This is a genomic window from Nocardia miyunensis NBRC 108239 (assembly GCF_001613065.1).
GTDB lineage: Bacteria > Actinomycetota > Actinomycetes > Mycobacteriales > Mycobacteriaceae > Nocardia > Nocardia miyunensis.
This window is the reverse complement of record NZ_BDBQ01000008.1, coordinates 32,675-48,495: the sequence shown is the minus strand read 5'-3', so window position 1 is coordinate 48,495 and position 15,821 is coordinate 32,675. Positions and strand designations below refer to the sequence as shown.

Below are 15,821 nucleotides of genomic sequence, written 5' to 3'. Positions count from 1 at the left end.
TCATGGTGTTTCATCGAACCTGTACCGTCACAGGAAGTTTGGCGAAACCTCGGACGTTCGTGGAGTGCACCCGCTCGATCCCCGCGAGGTCCACCTCGTAGGCGCGGACCCGATCGGCGAACTCCCGCAACGCGATCGACGCCTCGAGACGCGCGAGGTGCGCGCCGAGGCAGAAGTGCACGCCGCGCCCGAAGCTCAGCAGCCCGCCCTTGTCGGGGCGTTCGATGTCGTAGATCTCCGGATCGGCGAAGACGTTCTCGTCGCGATTCGCCGAACCGACCAGCAGCAGCACCTTCGCGCCCTCCGGCACCACGCCGTCGTGGAATTCCAGGTCGGTCGTGGCGGTACGGGCCAGGATCTGGCTCGAGGTGTCGTACCGCAACGTCTCCTCGACCCAGTCCGGCACCAGCCCGGTATTCGCCGCGACCTTCGCGTACTGCTCGGGATACGTTGCGGCCCAATATAAAGCATTGCCGAGCAGCTTGGTCGTCGTCTCGTTACCGGCGATCACCATCAGGAACATGAACCCGAGGATCTCCTCGTCGGTCAGCCTGTCCCCGTCGGCCTCCGCGTCCAGCAGCGCCGAGGTCAGGTCCTCGGTGCGGGCGCGGCGGCGCTGAGCGATCATCTCCGCGTAGTAGCCGATCAGCTCGAAGGTGGCTTCGACCGCGGTCACCGGGACGTCCAGCACGCCGTCCTCGCGATGCACCACCAGGTCCGCGAGCCGCCGGATCTCGGCGCGATCCGGTTCGGGCACGCCCATCAGCTCGGAGATCACGTCCATCGGCAGTTTGCCCGCGACCTGCTCGATCCAGTCGAAGCTGCCCGCCGCCAGCGCGGGTTCGAGATGTTGCAGCGTCAATTCCCGAATCCGGGTGTCCATCGCGGCGACCCGCCGCGGGGTGAACCCCTTGGACACCAGCTGCCGCAGCCGCAGATGCCGCGGATCGTCCAGCGCGAGGAAGGACATCGTTCTGTGCGCGTGCGGCCCCCAGGCGGCCGGGTCCAGCGACACCCCGTTCGCGTTGGACAGCCGCACGCTGTCCCGGAATCCCGCGCCGACATCGGCATGCCGCGACAACGCCCAGAACCCGAGGCCGGGATTGTGGTACAGCGGCGCCTCGGCCCGCAGCCGCCGGTACAGCGGGTACGGATTCTCGTGGAAGCCGTAGTCGTACGGATCGAAAGTCAGCGGCTCCGCGGCAACGTCCGTCATCGCCATCACCTCCGATTCGAGAACGTGTTCAGTCCCTCGCATCGGCCGCCGGCCGCTACGGGAGACACGTAGCTGGACATGTGTCTGGACCGTACCACCGGCAGACCCCGGCGACAATGCTTCTCGAATTTTCCCGCCTTCGAGATTTTCGTTCCACACTTCGGCCATTCGGCCGAAGTGTCGTTCCATCGCCGCCACCGGCGAACGCACCCGCAACCCCGACACGTTCATCACCCCGCATCCAGCCGGGCACCGGTACCGACCCCCGCGCCCACACAGGCAAACTGCAACAGGTTCTTGCGTTGGCAGCGACTTCGACCATATAGTCCGTACACGTGTCCAGACAGCATGGGAGCTACCGGTGAGCGAGCGAACGACGCAGGTGTGCGGTCGACGACGCACGACATCGGCGCGGGGGCCGCGTGCGCGGATTCGTGACCGAGCGCCCGCACGCTCGGCGCGCGGGATTCGGCGAATATCCGCCGAGCACCACTGATCGCGACCGCCGCACAAGCCGAAACAATCTGCTGCAGAGGAGTTTTCACCATGGCCCGTTTCACCGGACGATCCGCGATCGTCACCGGCGCAGCGCAGGGTATCGGCGCCGTCTACGCCAAGGCGCTGGCCGCCGAGGGTGCGAAGGTCGTCGTCGCCGACCTGAACGCCGAGAAGGGCGAGGAGGTGGCCAAGCAGATCGTCGCCGACGGCGGCACCGCCGCGTTCCACCGCGTCGACGTCTCCGATCCCGAGTCGACCACCGCACTGGCCGAATTCACCGTCGCCGAGTTCGGTGGGATCGACCACCTGGTCAACAACGCCGCCATCTACGGCGATATGAAGCTCGATCTGCTGCTGACCGTCCCGTGGGACTACTACAAGAAGTTCATGAGCGTGAACTTCGACGGCGCGCTGAACATGACGCGCGCGGTGTGGCAGCCGATGTCGAAGGACGGCGGCGGCTCGATCGTCAACCAGTCCTCCACCGCCGCCTGGCTGTACTCCGGGTTCTACGGCCTGGCCAAGGTCGGGGTCAACGGCCTGACCCAGCAGCTGGCCACCGAACTGGGCGGCTCCAAGATCCGGATCAACGCCATCGCGCCCGGCCCGATCGACACCGAGGCCACCAAGACCGTCACCCCGGGCAATATGGTCAAGGACATGGTGAACCGACTTCCCTTGAAGCGCATGGGAACTCCGGAGGATCTGGTCGGCGCGTGCCTGTACCTGCTCTCGGACGAGGCGAGCTGGGTGACCGGCCATATCCTGAACGTCGACGGCGGACAGATCATCCGATCATGAGCGAGAACGACATTCGCGTCGGGTTCATCGGACTGGGCGATATCGGCGCGCCGATGGCGAAACGCCTGCTGGATTGGCCCGGCGGGCTGGTGGTCTGGGATATCCGGGCCGAGGCGCTGGAGAAGTTCGTGGCGCGCGGAGCGAAGGCCGCGACCTCGGCCGCCGAGGTCGCCGAACAGTGCGCGGTCGTGTCGATCGTGGTCGTCAACGACGCGCAGGTGCGCTCGGTGATCTCCGGCCCGGACGGCATCCTGAGCACCGCGCGGCCCGGCACGGTCGTGGCCGTGCACTCCACCATCAGCGACGACACCGCGGTCGACCTGGCGCGCGAATGTGCCGAGCGCGGTGTGGAATTCGTCGACGCCCCGATCAGCGGCGGCGCGGCCGGAGCCAAGGAGGGCAACCTCGCGATCATGGTCGGCGGCACCGAGGCCGCCTACGAGAAGGTCCGAGAACCCTTCGGCCGCTTCGCCGGACTCGTCGTGCACGCCGGTGAGGTCGGCGCGGGAACGCGAATGAAGTTGGCGCGCAACCTGTTGCACTTCGTGGCGTTCACCGCCGCATCGGAGGCACAGCGTCTCGCCGAGGCCGCGGGCCTGGATATCACCGACCTGGGCAAGGTGGTCCGCCACTCCGACGCCGTCACCGGCGGCGCGGGCGCGATCATGTTGCGCGACACCACCGCGCCGATCGCGGCCGACGATTTCTGGCTGCCGATCCTGACCCACGTGCGTGAGCTGGGCGAGAAGGATCTGTCCCTGGCGCTCGCGGTCGGCGACCGGCTCGAAGTGCCGTTACCGTTGGCTCGACTGGCCCTGCGGGGCCTGGGCCCCGGGCTGGGCGTGGGTCCCGGCGATATCGCTCAGGAGCGAGGATGAGTGACGATCGCGCAGCTACTCGTCCTCGCGACCGGGTGCGGGTGTCCCGCGGATTACAGGAGCAATCATGAGCGTCGAGGAGAGCGCCGCCGAACGCCGCAAGCGCGGACTGGCGAAGATGGCCGAGGTGTACGGCTGGGAGGTCTCCGACGGACCCGGCGAACACTTCGCCGTGACCGCGGATCACCTCTTCGGCGACATCTGGTCGCGCCCCGGGCTGACCGTGCGCGACCGGCGGCTGCTGCTGCTCGGCGCGCTCAGCGCACAGGGCCAGTTCGACGTCACCGAGATCCAGATCGCCGCCGCGCTGACCAACGAGGAACTCACCCCGGACCAGCTGCGCGAGATCGCGTTGTTCCTGTGCCACTACGTAGGCTGGGCGGGCGGAACCAAACTGGACAGTGTGGTGGGCAAGGTGGTGGCGCAGCACGAGAAGAAGGCCGCGCGCGCCGCGGAGCGTCCCACCGAGTGAGCCGATGACGCGCCGCACCGGCGGACACAGGTAAGGATCACCCGGCCATCACCGACGGCCGAACGAGACAGGAACTGCAGACTATGTCCGAGACCCCCACCGTACGACCCCAGCGCGCGAGCGCGATCACCGAATGGGATTTCGAAGCCGACGTGGTGATCGCCGGATACGGCGTCGCGGGCGCCTGCGCGGCCATCGAGGCCAAGCGGGCCGGCGCCGACGTGCTGGTGCTCGAGCGCACCGGCGGCTGGGGCGGCGCGGCGTCGATGTCGGGCGGATTCATCTACCTCGGCGGCGGCACCGCACTGCAGAAGGCGCTGGGCTTCGAGGACACCCCGGAGAACATGGAGAAGTTCATGACCGCGGCCCTGGGCCCCGGCGTGGACGCCGCGAAGATCCACGACTACTGCCAGGGCAGTGTCGAACATTTCGATTGGCTTGTCGCCCAAGGGGTTCCGTTCAAAGAGGAGTTCTGGGGCGAGCCCGGCTGGGAGCCCGCGCACGACGAGGGCCTGATGTACTCCGGCGGCGAGAACTCCGCGCCGTTCAAGGACATCGCCACCCCCGCGCCGCGCGGTCACCTGCCGCAGATGGCGAACAAGCGGATCGGCGAGCAGGGCGGCGGCTACATGCTGATGAAGCCGCTGATCGATACCGCCGAAAGTCTCGGTGTGCGTGCGGAATACGACATCCGCATCCAGCGGCTGATCGTGGACGAGGACGACCGCGTCGTCGGCGTGGTCGCCAAGCGTTACGGCGATCTGGTGCACGTGCGCGCCCGGCGCGGCGTGGTGCTCGCGACCGGCAGTTTCGCCTACAACCAGGAGATGATCGAGGCGTACGTGCCGCGGCTGCTCAACCGTCCGGCCGCCTCGATCGAGGAGCACGACGGCATCGGCATCCGGGTCGCGCAGGCCCTGGGCGCGCAGGTCGCGCACATGGACGCGGCCGAGGTGGCGTTCTTCGTGGATCCGCAGATGGTGGCCCGCGGCATCATGGTCAACGCCCGCGGGCAGCGCTACATCACCGAGGACACCTACTGCGGCCGGGTCGGCCAGGCCACCCTGAACACGCAGGACAACAAGGCCTACCTGATCATGGACGAGCAGGCGCTCGAGGCCGCGCTGGCCACCGAGAGCTCGGTGACCTTCTTCCGGCAGCCGCCCAAGTGGGCCGCGGAGACCGTCGCGGAACTCGAATCCGATATGGGCCTGCCCGAGGGCGCCCTGCAGACCACCGTCGAGGTCTACAACAAGCATGCGGCGAACGGCTCGGATCCGTTGCTGGACAAGAAACCCGAATGGGTCAAGCCGATCGGCACCCCGCTCGCCGGTTTCGATCTGCGCGAGCACACCGGCGGGTTCACCCTCGGCGGACTGAAGACCGATCTGGATTCGCGAGTGCTGCACGTGTCCGGGGATCCGATCGCCGGACTGTACGCGGCGGGCCGATGCACCTCGGGCGTCTGCACCGGCGGTTACGCCAGCGGCACCTCGCTCGGCGACGGCAGCTTCTACGGACGTCGCGCGGGCAAGGCCGCCGCGGCGACCATCCAAGACTGAAAGGAGTACGGGCCCATGCGTTTCGGCATCGTCCTGTTCACCAGCGATCGCAACATCAGCCCGGCCGCGGCCGCGAAGGGCGCGGAGGACCGCGGATTCGCGTCCTTCTTCGTGCCCGAGCACACCCACATTCCGGTGAAACGTGAAGCGGCGCACCCGACCACGGGCGATGCCAGCCTGCCCGACGACCGCTACACCCGCACCCTCGACCCGTGGGTCGCCCTGGGCACGGCCGCAGCGGTCACCGAGCGCATCGAATTGTCCACGGCGGTAGCGCTTCCCACCGAACACGATCCGATCACCCTGGCCAAGACCATCGCGACGCTCGATCACCTCTCGGGCGGGCGCGTCAGCCTCGGCGCCGGATTCGGCTGGAACACCGACGAACTCGCCGATCACGGCATTCCGGGCGCCAAGCGACGCACCGCCCTGCGCGAGTACATCGAGGCGATGCGGGCGCTGTGGACCGAGGAAGAGGCTTCCTACGACGGCGAATTCGTGAAGTTCGGGCCCAGCTGGGCCTGGCCCAAGCCGACGCAGGACAAGATCGACGTGCTGATCGGCACCGCGGGCACCGAGAAGGGTTTCCGCTGGATCGCCCGTTCGGCGGACGGCTGGATCACCACCCCGTACGAGCAGGACCTGCTGCTCGAGCGGCTGCAACTGCTGCGCAAGGTGTGGCAGGAGGCCGAGCGGACCGACACCCCGCGAGTGGTCGCGCTGGCGGGCAAACCCGATCCGGCGCAGCTGACCTCCTGGGCCGAGGCCGGGGTCACCGACGTGCTGTTCGGTCTGCCGGACAAGCCGGAGGCGGATGTGCTGGCCTATCTCGATCGGCTGTCTGCGAAACTGGCGCCACTGGGCCTGCCGGCCTGACGTCCCCCGTCCTTTTCGCCCGAGAGTGAGACTTTAGCGTGCGTATCGCCCTGCTGTCCTACCGCAGCAAGACCCACTGTGGGGGACAGGGGGTGTACGTGCGGTACCTGAGTTCCGGCCTGGCCGAACTGGGCCACGAGGTGGAGGTCTTCTCCGGCCAGCCCTATCCCGAGCTGCTCGATCCGCGGGTGCGGCTGACCGAGGTGCCCAGCCTGGATCTGTACTGCGACGAGAATCCTTTCCGCACACCGCATCCACGGGAGATCCGCGATCGGATCGATCTGCTCGAACTGGGTACCATGTGGACCGCGGGCTTCCCCGAACCGCGCACGTTCAGCCTGCGCGCGGCACAGCTGTTACGCACGCGCACAGCGGATTTCGATGTGGTGCACGATAATCAATGCCTGGGCTCGGGCCTGCTGGACATCGCCCGGCAGCTGCCGGTGGTGGCCACCATCCATCACCCGATCACCCGGGACCGCGCGGTGGATCTGGCCGCCGCGCCGTGGCGGCGCAAACTGTTCGTGCGGCGCTGGTACGGATTCCTGGGCATGCAGCAGCGCGTCGCCCGCGAGATCCCCGATCTGATCACCGTCTCCTCGTCCTCGGCCAGCGATATCGCCGACGATTTCGGGGTCGCGCGCGACCAGCTGCGCGTGGTGCCGCTCGGCGTCGATACCGAACTGTTCCGCCCGCGCGAGGGCCGCGTCCCGGGCCGCATCGTCGCGGTCGCCAGCGCCGACAAACCGCTCAAGGGCATATCGCATCTGCTGCAAGCGATTTCGCGATTGCGCATGGCGCACGATGTGGAATTGCAGCTGGTCGCCAAGCTGGATCCCAACGGGCCCACCGAGAAATTGATCGCCGAACTCGGCCTGGCCGACGTCGTCACGGTCAGCAGCGGCCTGTCCGACACCGAACTCGCCAAACTGCTCAGCTCGGCCGAGATCTCCTGCATCCCTTCGATGTACGAGGGCTTCTCGCTGCCCGCGGTGGAGGCCATGGCCAGCGGCACTCCCCTGGTGGCCAGCCGCGCCGGGGCCCTGCCCGAGGTGGTCGGCGACTGCGCCGAACTCGTCGAACCGGGCAACGTCGACGAATTGACCAGGGCCATCGGCGGTCTGCTGGATTCGCGTCGTCGGCTCGACGAACTCGGCGCGGCCGGGCGACGTCGGGCGCTGTCGGTGTACAGCTGGGAAGCCGTTGCCGCGCAAACAGTTTCGGTATACGAGCAGGCCATCTCGAGGCACAGCACAGACGAGGAGAAAGCTGGATGTTGACCGTCGATTTCGACCGGCTGGGTGTCGGACCGGGCACCCGCGTCATCGATGTGGGCGCCGGCCTGGGGCGGCATTCCTTCGAGGCGTACCGCCGGGGCGCGGATGTCGTCGCCTTCGACCAGAACGCCGATGATCTGGCCCAGGTCAAGGTCATGTTCGGCGCGATGGCCGAGGCGGGCGAGGCGCCCGGGCACGCGCGTGCGGAAGCGGTGCAGGGCGATGCGCTGTCGATGCCGTTCGAGGACGGGGAGTTCGACGTCGTCATCGCCTCGGAGATTCTCGAGCACATCTCGTCGGACGAGCGGGCCATCGCCGAGTTGGTGCGGGTGCTCGCGCCCGGCGGCGCGCTGGTGGTGACGGTGCCGCGCTGGCTGCCCGAGCGGATCTGCTGGCTCTTATCGGACGAATACCACGCCAACGAGGGCGGGCACGTGCGGATCTACCGCGCCGACGAATTGCGCCGCAAGATCGCCGGTCGCGGTATGCGATTCATCCACAGCGCGCACGCGCACGCACTGCATTCGCCGTACTGGTGGCTCAAATGCCTGGCGGGCGTCGAGAACGACAAGCACTGGGCGGTCACCTCCTATCACCGAATGCTGGTGTGGGACATGATGAAACGGCCGTGGCTCACCCGGACCGCGGAATCCGCCCTGGATCCGCTGATCGGCAAGAGCGTGGCGCTGTACTTCACCAAACCGGCGGTGCGGCGTGGCGGATTCTGAGCCGCCCTCGATCGCCGGCGTACTGACCGCCGCCCAATGCCTACGAACCGCTGAATCCATTGCCGCACAACAGGAACCCGATGGCGCGCTGCCCTGGTTCAGCGGCGGGCACACCGATCCGTGGGATCACCTCGAGAACGCCATGGCGCTCACCTCGGCGGGTCTGCTGGACGCCGCCCGCGCCGGCTACGCCTGGTCCGAGCGCACGCAACGTCCGGATGGCAGCTGGCCCAGCGAGTTTCGCGGCGGGGCCGTGGCGAGCGAGGACGCCGACACGAACTTCTGCGCCTATATCGCCACCGGCGTCTGGCATTACGTCAGCACCACCGGAGATCGCGGATTCGCGGCCCGGATGTGGCCCACGGTGCACGCGGCGATCGACTACGTCATCTCGCTGCAGCAGGGACGCAACGGCGAGATCTACTGGTTGCAGGGTCCGCGCGGCGCGGTGCCCGAGGCGCTGCTGACCGGCTGCGCGAGCATGTTCCACAGCATCCGCTGCGCGCTGGCGCTGGCCGAACTGCTGGGCATCCCGCAGCCCGAATGGGAGGTCGCGGCGCTGCGGCTGGGCCATGCGATCCGGCACCATCCCGAGGCGTTCGGCGAGAAGGAACGCTATTCGATGGACTGGTACTACCCGGTCCTGTGCGGCGCGTACGACGGCGCGGACGCGACGGCCCGAATCGATTCCCGCTGGGACGATTTCGTGGTCGGCGACCTGGGCATCCGCTGCGTCGCCGATCGGCCCTGGGTGACCGGTGCGGAGACCTGCGAGCTGGTGCTGGCGCTGGACCGGCTCGGTGATCGCGAGCGCGCGCTGCGGCTGCTCGCGGCCATGCAGCATCTGCGCGAGGAGGACGGATCCTATTGGACCGGACTGGTCTTCGCGGACGGCAAGCGCTGGCCCGAGGAACGCACCACGTGGACCGGGGCGGCGATGATCCTGGCCGCCGACGCGCTCTCGCGCACGACGCCCGGTAACGGGATCTTCCGCGAACTGGCCGCTCCGATCGATATCACCGACGGATTCGCCTGCGACTGTGTGGGTTCGCGCCGCTGAGTAACGAGTTCACGCTGCCCGGCCGGTGATTCGCACCGCCGCGCGCTGAGTTCGCGCCGCCGAACCAGGGCCGCGCGTGCGAGCCGGGAGTCCGCGCCGCTGAGTTGCGGCGCGGACCACGCCTCTAGTTGTGGCCGCCGCAACCGGTGTCGCGCTCCAGGATTCGCAGTGATCCGGTCACCGACACCTCGCGGAACTTGCCGCCGTCCAACGCCTTTCGATAGATGTTGTACGGGGCGCGACCGCCGTCGGCCGGATCCGGGAACACGTCGTGGATCGCCAGCGCGCCGCCCGCGGCCACCCAGTGCGCCCAGTTGTCGTAATCGCGCTGGGCGGCCTCCTCGGTGTGGCCGCCGTCGATGAACAGCAGCCGGACCGGGGTGCGCCACATCTTCGCGACCGTGACCGAGGAGCCCAGCACGCCCACGACCGTATCGGTGAGCCCGGCGCGCACGATCGCGCGGCGGAATTCGGTGACGGTGTCGAATTTCCCGGTTTCCGGATCGACCAGTGAGCTGTCGTGATATTCCCAGCCGGGCTGATGTTCCTCCGAGCCCTGGTGGTGATCGATCGTATAAACGGTCGCACCGGTTTCCCGCGCGGCGGCGCCGAGATATATCGACGACTTTCCGCAATAGGTGCCGATTTCGGCGATAATTCCGTCACCGGCGTATCGGCGCGCGGCCTCGTACAGCGCCTGCCCCTCCTCGGGCGGCATGAAACCGGTTGTTTGCTCGGCAATGTCGAACAATCGCGTCGTATCCGAGGAAATCACCGAATCGGCACGAGTCATCAGCGGAGAACCTTTCTGTCGGCAAGCCCGCGCGCGGATAGCCGCGGCGGTGCGAGTTGCCCTCGAAGCGGCACCATAGTAGCATCCGGACACGTGTCCGATCCCCTTTCCGCAGAGCCGCCCGCGGTGAATATGGAGGCTACCCGCCGCCGCCTCACCGAGAAACAGGCCGACACCGTCGACCGGCTGACCAAGGCGGCGCTGGAGGTGCTCTCGCGAGAGGGTTTCGCCGGTCTGACCGTGCGCATGGTCGCGGCCACCGCGGGCGTCGGCACGGCGACCGCCTACACGTACTTCTCCTCCAAGGAGCATCTGGTCGCCGAGGTGTTCTGGCGGCGGCTGGCCGCCACCCAGCCGCCCATCGACGGCCTCACCGACCCCACCCGGCGCGTCGTCGCGGTGTTGCGTCAGATCGCCATGCTCGTCAACGACGAACCGGCCCTCGCGGGCGCGGTAACCAGCGCATTACTGGGCACCGATCCGGACGTTTCCCACCTGCGCACCCGAATCGGCACCGAAATCCGCAAACGCCTCCTCGCGGCCCTGGGCCCCGACGCCGACCTCGATATCGTCGAAACCCTGGAATTGCTCTACGCGGGGGCCCTGGTCCGCGCGGGAGTCGGCTACGCCTCCTACGCCGAAATCGCCGACCGCCTCGAGAAATCCGCCCTCCAGGTCCTCACCGACTGACATTCGGCCCGAAAAGTCCCGGGAAACTCACAGCACGAGATCGCTCAGCCGATTCCAATCGAGCTGAATCCGAATCGGCAGATCCACCGCGAACCCGGTACCCGGTTTGAGCAGATGCACCTGCCGGTAGTGACCGACGCCATGATCGAGCGCATAGGTCTCGATCGAGGTCACCGCACTGTCCGACACACTCACCAGCCAGTACCACGGAATCCCGGCGGCCGCGTACTCCCACATCTTCTCGAGTCGGTCGGTCTTCACATGACTGGGCGAGATGACCTCGACGACGATCTTCAGATACCGCGCGGGCACTGGGCGCACATCCGGCGGAACACAGTCGAACAAGACGACATCCGGACGCCGGATGGTCGCCCGCGGAACCTCCCAGAGCACCACATCGAAGTCGTGATTGGTGTCCAGGCCGGCCGACGAATCCTCCGACATGAACTCCCGCGCCGCGTCCTCGAACATGCCGACCAACCGATGCACCGCCTTCTGATGCGCCCGGGTCGGCGATTCGCACCGCACCGCATCCCCGTTGACGACCTCCACCAAGCGGCAGAACTCCTCGGGGAGCTCACGCCAGATGTCGACGGAGATCGGCTCCGGTTGCACGTTCTCCGGGCGTGCCCAGTCGAAGATCGGTGACACGGGTCGAATTCTAGAGGGCGGCATCGCCCGGATGCCGGATCGTGCGGACGATCCGGCACGGGTCCCGGTACAAGGAAGTTCAGTTGCCGTCGAGGATCTCGCGCAAGCAGCAGGCGAAGGCTTCCGGTCGGCCGGGTGGCGGTTTCCGAATGGTGATGGCGACCGCTGCGGAACTCATCGGCCCCGGCCTGTTTCGGTATGTCGTTCGTACTGCGAGCGGGCCCGTTCGTAGGCAGACCGGAGCAGATCATGAGTGACGGCTTCGGTGCGGATTCCCGGATTCACCACGGCCAGCCAGCCCGCCGCGCCGTACACCGGATGTGGAAGCACGGTGTCCTCCAGGGCGTAATCGACTGGGGCACCGTTGATTTCGCGTGGCGCGCGGCCCACCCGGCGGATGAACTCCGCGCGCCCGGCGGCGATGTTCACCCGGAACGCGCCCGGCCGATCCAGGTGCGATGCCTCGTCGCCCGGGTAGTTCTTGGTGACGATCGTGGCGAACGGCTGCGCCGAACTCGGAATGCCGCCTTCGCCCGAGTAGTAGAAGAACGTATCGCCCCAGCTGATCTCGGGCGAACCGTCGCCCGGACCGGGCCGCATGGTCAGCACGTTGTCGAGACCGCTCAGGAATTCGATGATGCCATCTGGAGTCATACCTTCGACCCTGTCATTGAGTATCCCAGTGAGGATTGACCGTCACTTTCAGGCGAAATCGCCGACAAATCTCAAAAGCGCCTCGTACCCCGAGCGACGATTCCGGCGGACGCTGACGTGTGCGGTCGCCCGGCGACGGTCCGCCATCCGAGCCGGGGTTGTCCCGCTTCGAGTTCTGTAGTACCGTCCAGACACGTGTCCATGAGGATGGGCTCGGTACGTCGGAAGGGTGTTGACGATGACGTTGGTCAAGCCACGGCAGGTGTCCGGTGGCGAGCACGAGCACGGGCATCTGGAGGAGTTCCGCACCGACCCGATCGCCCTGATGCGGCGCGTGCGCACGGAGTGCGGGGATGTCGGTTCGTTCCGGCTCGCGGACAAGGATGTCATCCTGCTGACCGGGGCCGAGGCGAACGAATTCTTCTTCCGCGCCAGCGATACCGACCTCGACCAGGGTGCGGCCTACCCGTTCATGAAGCCGATCTTCGGTGAGGGCGTGGTTTTCGACGCGAGCCCCGAGCGCCGCAAGGAGATGCTGCACAATCAGGCACTGCGCGGCGAGTTCATGCGCGGCCACGCGGAAACCATTGCGCACGAGGTCCGTTCGATCGTCGAGCGCTGGGACGACGAGGGCGAGATCGATCTGCTGGAGTTCTTCGCCGAGCTGACCATCTACACCTCCTCGGCCTGCCTGATCGGCAAGAAGTTCCGCAACGAGCTCGACGGCCGCTTCGCGCATCTGTACCACGAACTCGAACAGGGCACCGACGCGCTGTGCTACGTCGACCCCTACGCCCCCATCGAGAGCTTCCGCCGCCGCGACTCCGCGCGCGCCCAGCTGGTCGATCTGGTGCAGGGCATCATGGACGGCCGGATCGCGAATCCTCCTGTGGGCAAAGAGGATCGGGACATGCTCGACGTGCTGGTCTCGGTCAGGGACGAGCAGGGCAATCTACGCTTCTCGGCCAGCGAGATCACCGGCATCTTCATCTCGATGATGTTCGCCGGGCACCACACCACCTCGGGCACCGCGGCCTGGACGGTGATCGAACTGCTGCGTCACCCCGAACAGCTCGACCGCGTGGTCACCGAACTAGACGAGCTCTACGCCGACGGCCAGGACGTGAGTTACCATGCGCTGCGCCAGATTCCGCAGCTCGAGGCGACCCTGAAGGAGACGCTGCGGCTGCATCCGCCGCTGATCATCCTCATGCGCGTGGCCCGCGACGAGTTCGACGTGTGCGGAAACCTCATCACCCCTGGCGATCTCGTGGCCACGACCCCGGCGGTGTCCAACCGGATCGCCGAGGACTTCCCGAATCCGGACGACTTCGACCCGGGCCGTTACATCGATCCCAACCAGCAGGATCTGATCAACCGCTGGACCTGGATCCCGTTCGGCGCGGGCCGGCACCGCTGCGTCGGTGCGGCGTTCGCGACCATGCAGTTGCAGGCGATCTTCTCGATCCTGTTGCGGGACTGGGAATTCGAGATGGTCCAGCCCTCGGAGACCTACCGCAACGACCACTCCAAGATGGTCGTGCAGTTGCAGCAGCCCTGCGCGGTGCGGTACCGCCGTCGGCAACGCTGAGCAGCGCACAGCCCGGAACGAAAGTGGCCCACACCGGTTTACGGTGTGGGCCGCGTTTGTATGCGTCTGAAAGTTACTGCGGGAGAACGGCTTCGATCGCCGACACGACGGCCGCATCCTTCGGCTCGGTCCGCGGCCGGAACCGGCCGACGACAGCGCCCTTCGAATCGACGAGGAACTTCTCGAAGTTCCACTGGATGTCACCGGCCGAACCCTCGGCGTCGGCGGTCTGCACCAACTCCTGATACAGCGGATGCCGCTGCTCGCCGTTGACGTCGACCTTCTCCAGCAGCGGAAAGTCGACCCCGTAGGTGGTGGAGCAGAACTCGGCGATCTCCTCGGCCGTGCCCGGCTCCTGACCCATGAATTGATTGCACGGCACGCCGACCACGCTGAATCCGCGCGGACCGTAGGTCTTCTGGAGTTCGACCAGGTCCGTGTACTGCGGGGTCAGGCCGCACTTGGAAGCCACGTTGACCACCAGCAGCGCCTTGTCGCCGGCCAGTTCGGCCAGAGTGGTGGGCTCGTCGGCAAGCGTTTTGACGGGAATCTCTCGAATACTCACAAGAGGAGATGCTACCTCCGAATTACGCCGTCACGCGGGGCCGTAATCCACCTGCCAATGCTTGATTCCGTTGATCCAGCCCGACCGCAACCGCACCGGATCCGCGAGTTCGCGCAGCTCGGGCATGGTGTCGGCGATCGCGTTGAACATCAGATCGATCTCCAGCCGGGCCAGATTCGCCCCGACACAGTAGTGCGCGCCGGTCCCGCCGAAGCCCAGATGCGGATTCGGATCCCGCAGGATGTCGAAGGTGAACGGATTTTCGAACGCGGCTTCGTCGAAATTGGCCGAGCTGTAGAACAAGCCGAGCCGCTGCCCGGCCGCGATCGGTTGCCCGGCCAACTCCACCGCATGGGTCGCGGTGCGCTGGAACACGCTCACCGGAGTCGCCCAGCGCACGATCTCGTCGGGCGCGGTGGCCGGACGACGTTCCCGGTACAGCTCCCACTGCCCGGGATGATCCACGAAGGCCTTCATGCCGTGCGTGATCGCATTGCGGGTGGTCTCGTTCCCCGCGACGGTCAGCAGCATCATGAAGAATCCGAACTCGTCCGAGGTCAGCGCCTCCCCGTCGACGTCGGCGGTGACGAGCCGGCTGACGATGTCGTCGAGCGGGTGCACCCGCCGCTGATCGGCCATGGTGTAGGCGTAGCCGATCAGTTCCGCGATGGCCGGCTTGGCGTCGGGGTACTCCGGATCGTCGGCGCTGAGCATTTCGTTGGACCAGGTGAACAGCTTGAACCGGTCTTCCTGCGGGACCCCGAGCAGTTCGGCGATGGCCTGCAGCGGCAACTCGCACGCCACCTGCTGCACGAAATCACCGCCGCCGGACCGCTTGGCGGCGTGCACGATTCGCTCGGCCCGCTCGGTCAGCACCGCCCGGAGACTCTCGATGGCGCGCGGGGTGAATCCCTGGGAGATGATCCGCCGGAGCTTGGTGTGCCGCGGCGGGTCCATGTTCAGCATCAGCGAAGTGTTCGCGACTTCGCGCTCCTCGGGCGTGCCCTGCGGGTCGATCCGGATGAGCGCGCCGTTGGCCTGCGAGGAGTAGGTCTCCGGATGACGCGAGATCTCCCGGATGTCCTCGTGTCGGCTCACCACCCAGTACCCGCCGTCGTCGAACGGGGCCGCGTACTCCGGGGCCTGGGCGTTCCACCAGACCGGGGCGGTGCGCCGGAGTTCGGCGAACTCCGCGACGGGGCTGCGCACTTCCCACAGGGCGGGATCGGTGAAGTCGAATCCTGCCGGAATCGAAGGCTCTGGCATGACGCCTCCTCACCGTTCGCCACGGCGCGAACGGGGTGGAAATGAAACGAGTTCTATGATTGAAGCACTTCACGCGCCCTCCCCGCAGGCATCCGGACAGGTTTTTTCTGCCGTGATCAAGGACCTCGATTCGAGCCCGCGCCGAGGTAGTCGACAAACCGGATCTTCACCGTAACTAGAACTTGTTCTACAGTGGCCTCAGGCACCTGCCCTGATATGCCCACGACTACTTCGAGGATGAGG

General features: G+C 66.9%; 16 protein-coding genes. 10 read left to right on the top strand and 6 right to left on the bottom strand.

Going from position 1 to position 15,821, the window contains the following annotated elements:
- Positions 1-10: 10 nt before the first annotated feature.
- Positions 11-1,216 carry a cytochrome P450 gene (locus NM2_RS04285; protein WP_067664358.1) on the bottom strand — a complete coding sequence of 402 codons (1,206 nt, stop codon included), beginning with the start codon at positions 1,214-1,216 and terminating at the stop codon, positions 11-13.
- 546 nt (positions 1,217-1,762) lie between these two features.
- On the opposite strand from NM2_RS04285, the gene NM2_RS04280 reads away from it, so the two are divergent.
- From NM2_RS04280 to NM2_RS04245, 8 genes are all read left to right on the top strand, one after another.
- Complete coding sequence (locus tag NM2_RS04280) at positions 1,763-2,515, top strand: SDR family oxidoreductase (protein WP_067664292.1); 753 nt, start codon at positions 1,763-1,765, stop codon at positions 2,513-2,515.
- Positions 2,512-3,393, top strand: a complete 882-nt coding sequence (locus tag NM2_RS04275) for an NAD(P)-dependent oxidoreductase (RefSeq protein ID WP_067664290.1) — start codon at positions 2,512-2,514, stop codon at positions 3,391-3,393. Before NM2_RS04280 ends, NM2_RS04275 begins: the two co-directional genes overlap by 4 nt.
- 67 nt (positions 3,394-3,460) lie before the next feature.
- Complete coding sequence (locus NM2_RS04270) at positions 3,461-3,865, top strand: carboxymuconolactone decarboxylase family protein (RefSeq protein WP_067664288.1); 405 nt, start codon at positions 3,461-3,463, stop codon at positions 3,863-3,865.
- Positions 3,866-3,948: 83 nt separating this feature from the next.
- Positions 3,949-5,427, top strand: coding sequence for an FAD-dependent oxidoreductase (locus NM2_RS04265; RefSeq protein WP_067664287.1), 1,479 nt, complete (start codon positions 3,949-3,951; stop codon positions 5,425-5,427).
- A 15-nt stretch (positions 5,428-5,442) separates the two neighbouring features.
- The gene (locus NM2_RS04260) at positions 5,443-6,303 is read left to right on the top strand and encodes an LLM class F420-dependent oxidoreductase (protein ID WP_067664286.1); all 861 of its coding nucleotides are present in this window, start codon (positions 5,443-5,445) and stop codon (positions 6,301-6,303) included.
- 38 nt (positions 6,304-6,341) lie between these two features.
- Positions 6,342-7,583 (top strand): glycosyltransferase family 4 protein, encoded by a 1,242-nt coding sequence (locus tag NM2_RS04255; protein WP_067664284.1) that lies wholly within the window; start codon positions 6,342-6,344, stop codon positions 7,581-7,583.
- Positions 7,577-8,308, top strand: a complete 732-nt coding sequence (locus tag NM2_RS04250) for a class I SAM-dependent methyltransferase (RefSeq protein WP_067664282.1) — start codon at positions 7,577-7,579, stop codon at positions 8,306-8,308. The genes NM2_RS04255 and NM2_RS04250 overlap by 7 nt, the downstream gene beginning before the upstream one ends.
- Positions 8,295-9,368: a glucosidase family protein gene (locus NM2_RS04245; protein WP_067664281.1), complete on the top strand. Its 1,074-nt coding sequence runs from the start codon at positions 8,295-8,297 to the stop codon at positions 9,366-9,368. The genes NM2_RS04250 and NM2_RS04245 overlap by 14 nt, the downstream gene beginning before the upstream one ends.
- 124 nt (positions 9,369-9,492) lie before the next feature.
- Here the strand turns inward: NM2_RS04245 and NM2_RS04240 are convergent, their stop codons facing one another.
- The gene (locus NM2_RS04240) at positions 9,493-10,161 is read right to left on the bottom strand and encodes a class I SAM-dependent methyltransferase (protein ID WP_067664279.1); all 669 of its coding nucleotides are present in this window, start codon (positions 10,159-10,161) and stop codon (positions 9,493-9,495) included.
- A 126-nt stretch (positions 10,162-10,287) separates the two neighbouring features.
- Between NM2_RS04240 and NM2_RS04235 the strand changes: the two genes are divergently transcribed.
- Positions 10,288-10,851, top strand: coding sequence for a TetR/AcrR family transcriptional regulator (locus NM2_RS04235; RefSeq protein WP_067664277.1), 564 nt, complete (start codon positions 10,288-10,290; stop codon positions 10,849-10,851).
- A 27-nt stretch (positions 10,852-10,878) separates the two neighbouring features.
- On the opposite strand, the gene NM2_RS04230 is transcribed toward NM2_RS04235, so the two are convergent.
- Positions 10,879-11,502: a Uma2 family endonuclease gene (locus tag NM2_RS04230; RefSeq protein ID WP_067664275.1), complete on the bottom strand. Its 624-nt coding sequence runs from the start codon at positions 11,500-11,502 to the stop codon at positions 10,879-10,881.
- Between the two features lie 174 nt (positions 11,503-11,676).
- Complete coding sequence (locus NM2_RS04225; protein WP_067664273.1) at positions 11,677-12,156, bottom strand: DUF6194 family protein; 480 nt, start codon at positions 12,154-12,156, stop codon at positions 11,677-11,679.
- 238 nt (positions 12,157-12,394) lie between these two features.
- Here NM2_RS04225 and cyp51 point away from each other — a divergent pair, with 238 nt between their 5' ends.
- Positions 12,395-13,747, top strand: coding sequence for a lanosterol 14-alpha demethylase (cyp51, locus tag NM2_RS04220; protein WP_067664271.1), 1,353 nt, complete (start codon positions 12,395-12,397; stop codon positions 13,745-13,747).
- 73 nt (positions 13,748-13,820) lie between these two features.
- On the opposite strand, the gene NM2_RS04215 is transcribed toward cyp51, so the two are convergent.
- Together NM2_RS04215 and NM2_RS04210 are read right to left on the bottom strand one after the other, a co-directional pair.
- Positions 13,821-14,312 (bottom strand): glutathione peroxidase, encoded by a 492-nt coding sequence (locus NM2_RS04215; protein WP_067664268.1) that lies wholly within the window; start codon positions 14,310-14,312, stop codon positions 13,821-13,823.
- A 30-nt stretch (positions 14,313-14,342) separates the two neighbouring features.
- Positions 14,343-15,578, bottom strand: a complete 1,236-nt coding sequence (locus NM2_RS04210; protein WP_067664266.1) for a cytochrome P450 — start codon at positions 15,576-15,578, stop codon at positions 14,343-14,345.
- Positions 15,579-15,821: the final 243 nt, after the last annotated feature.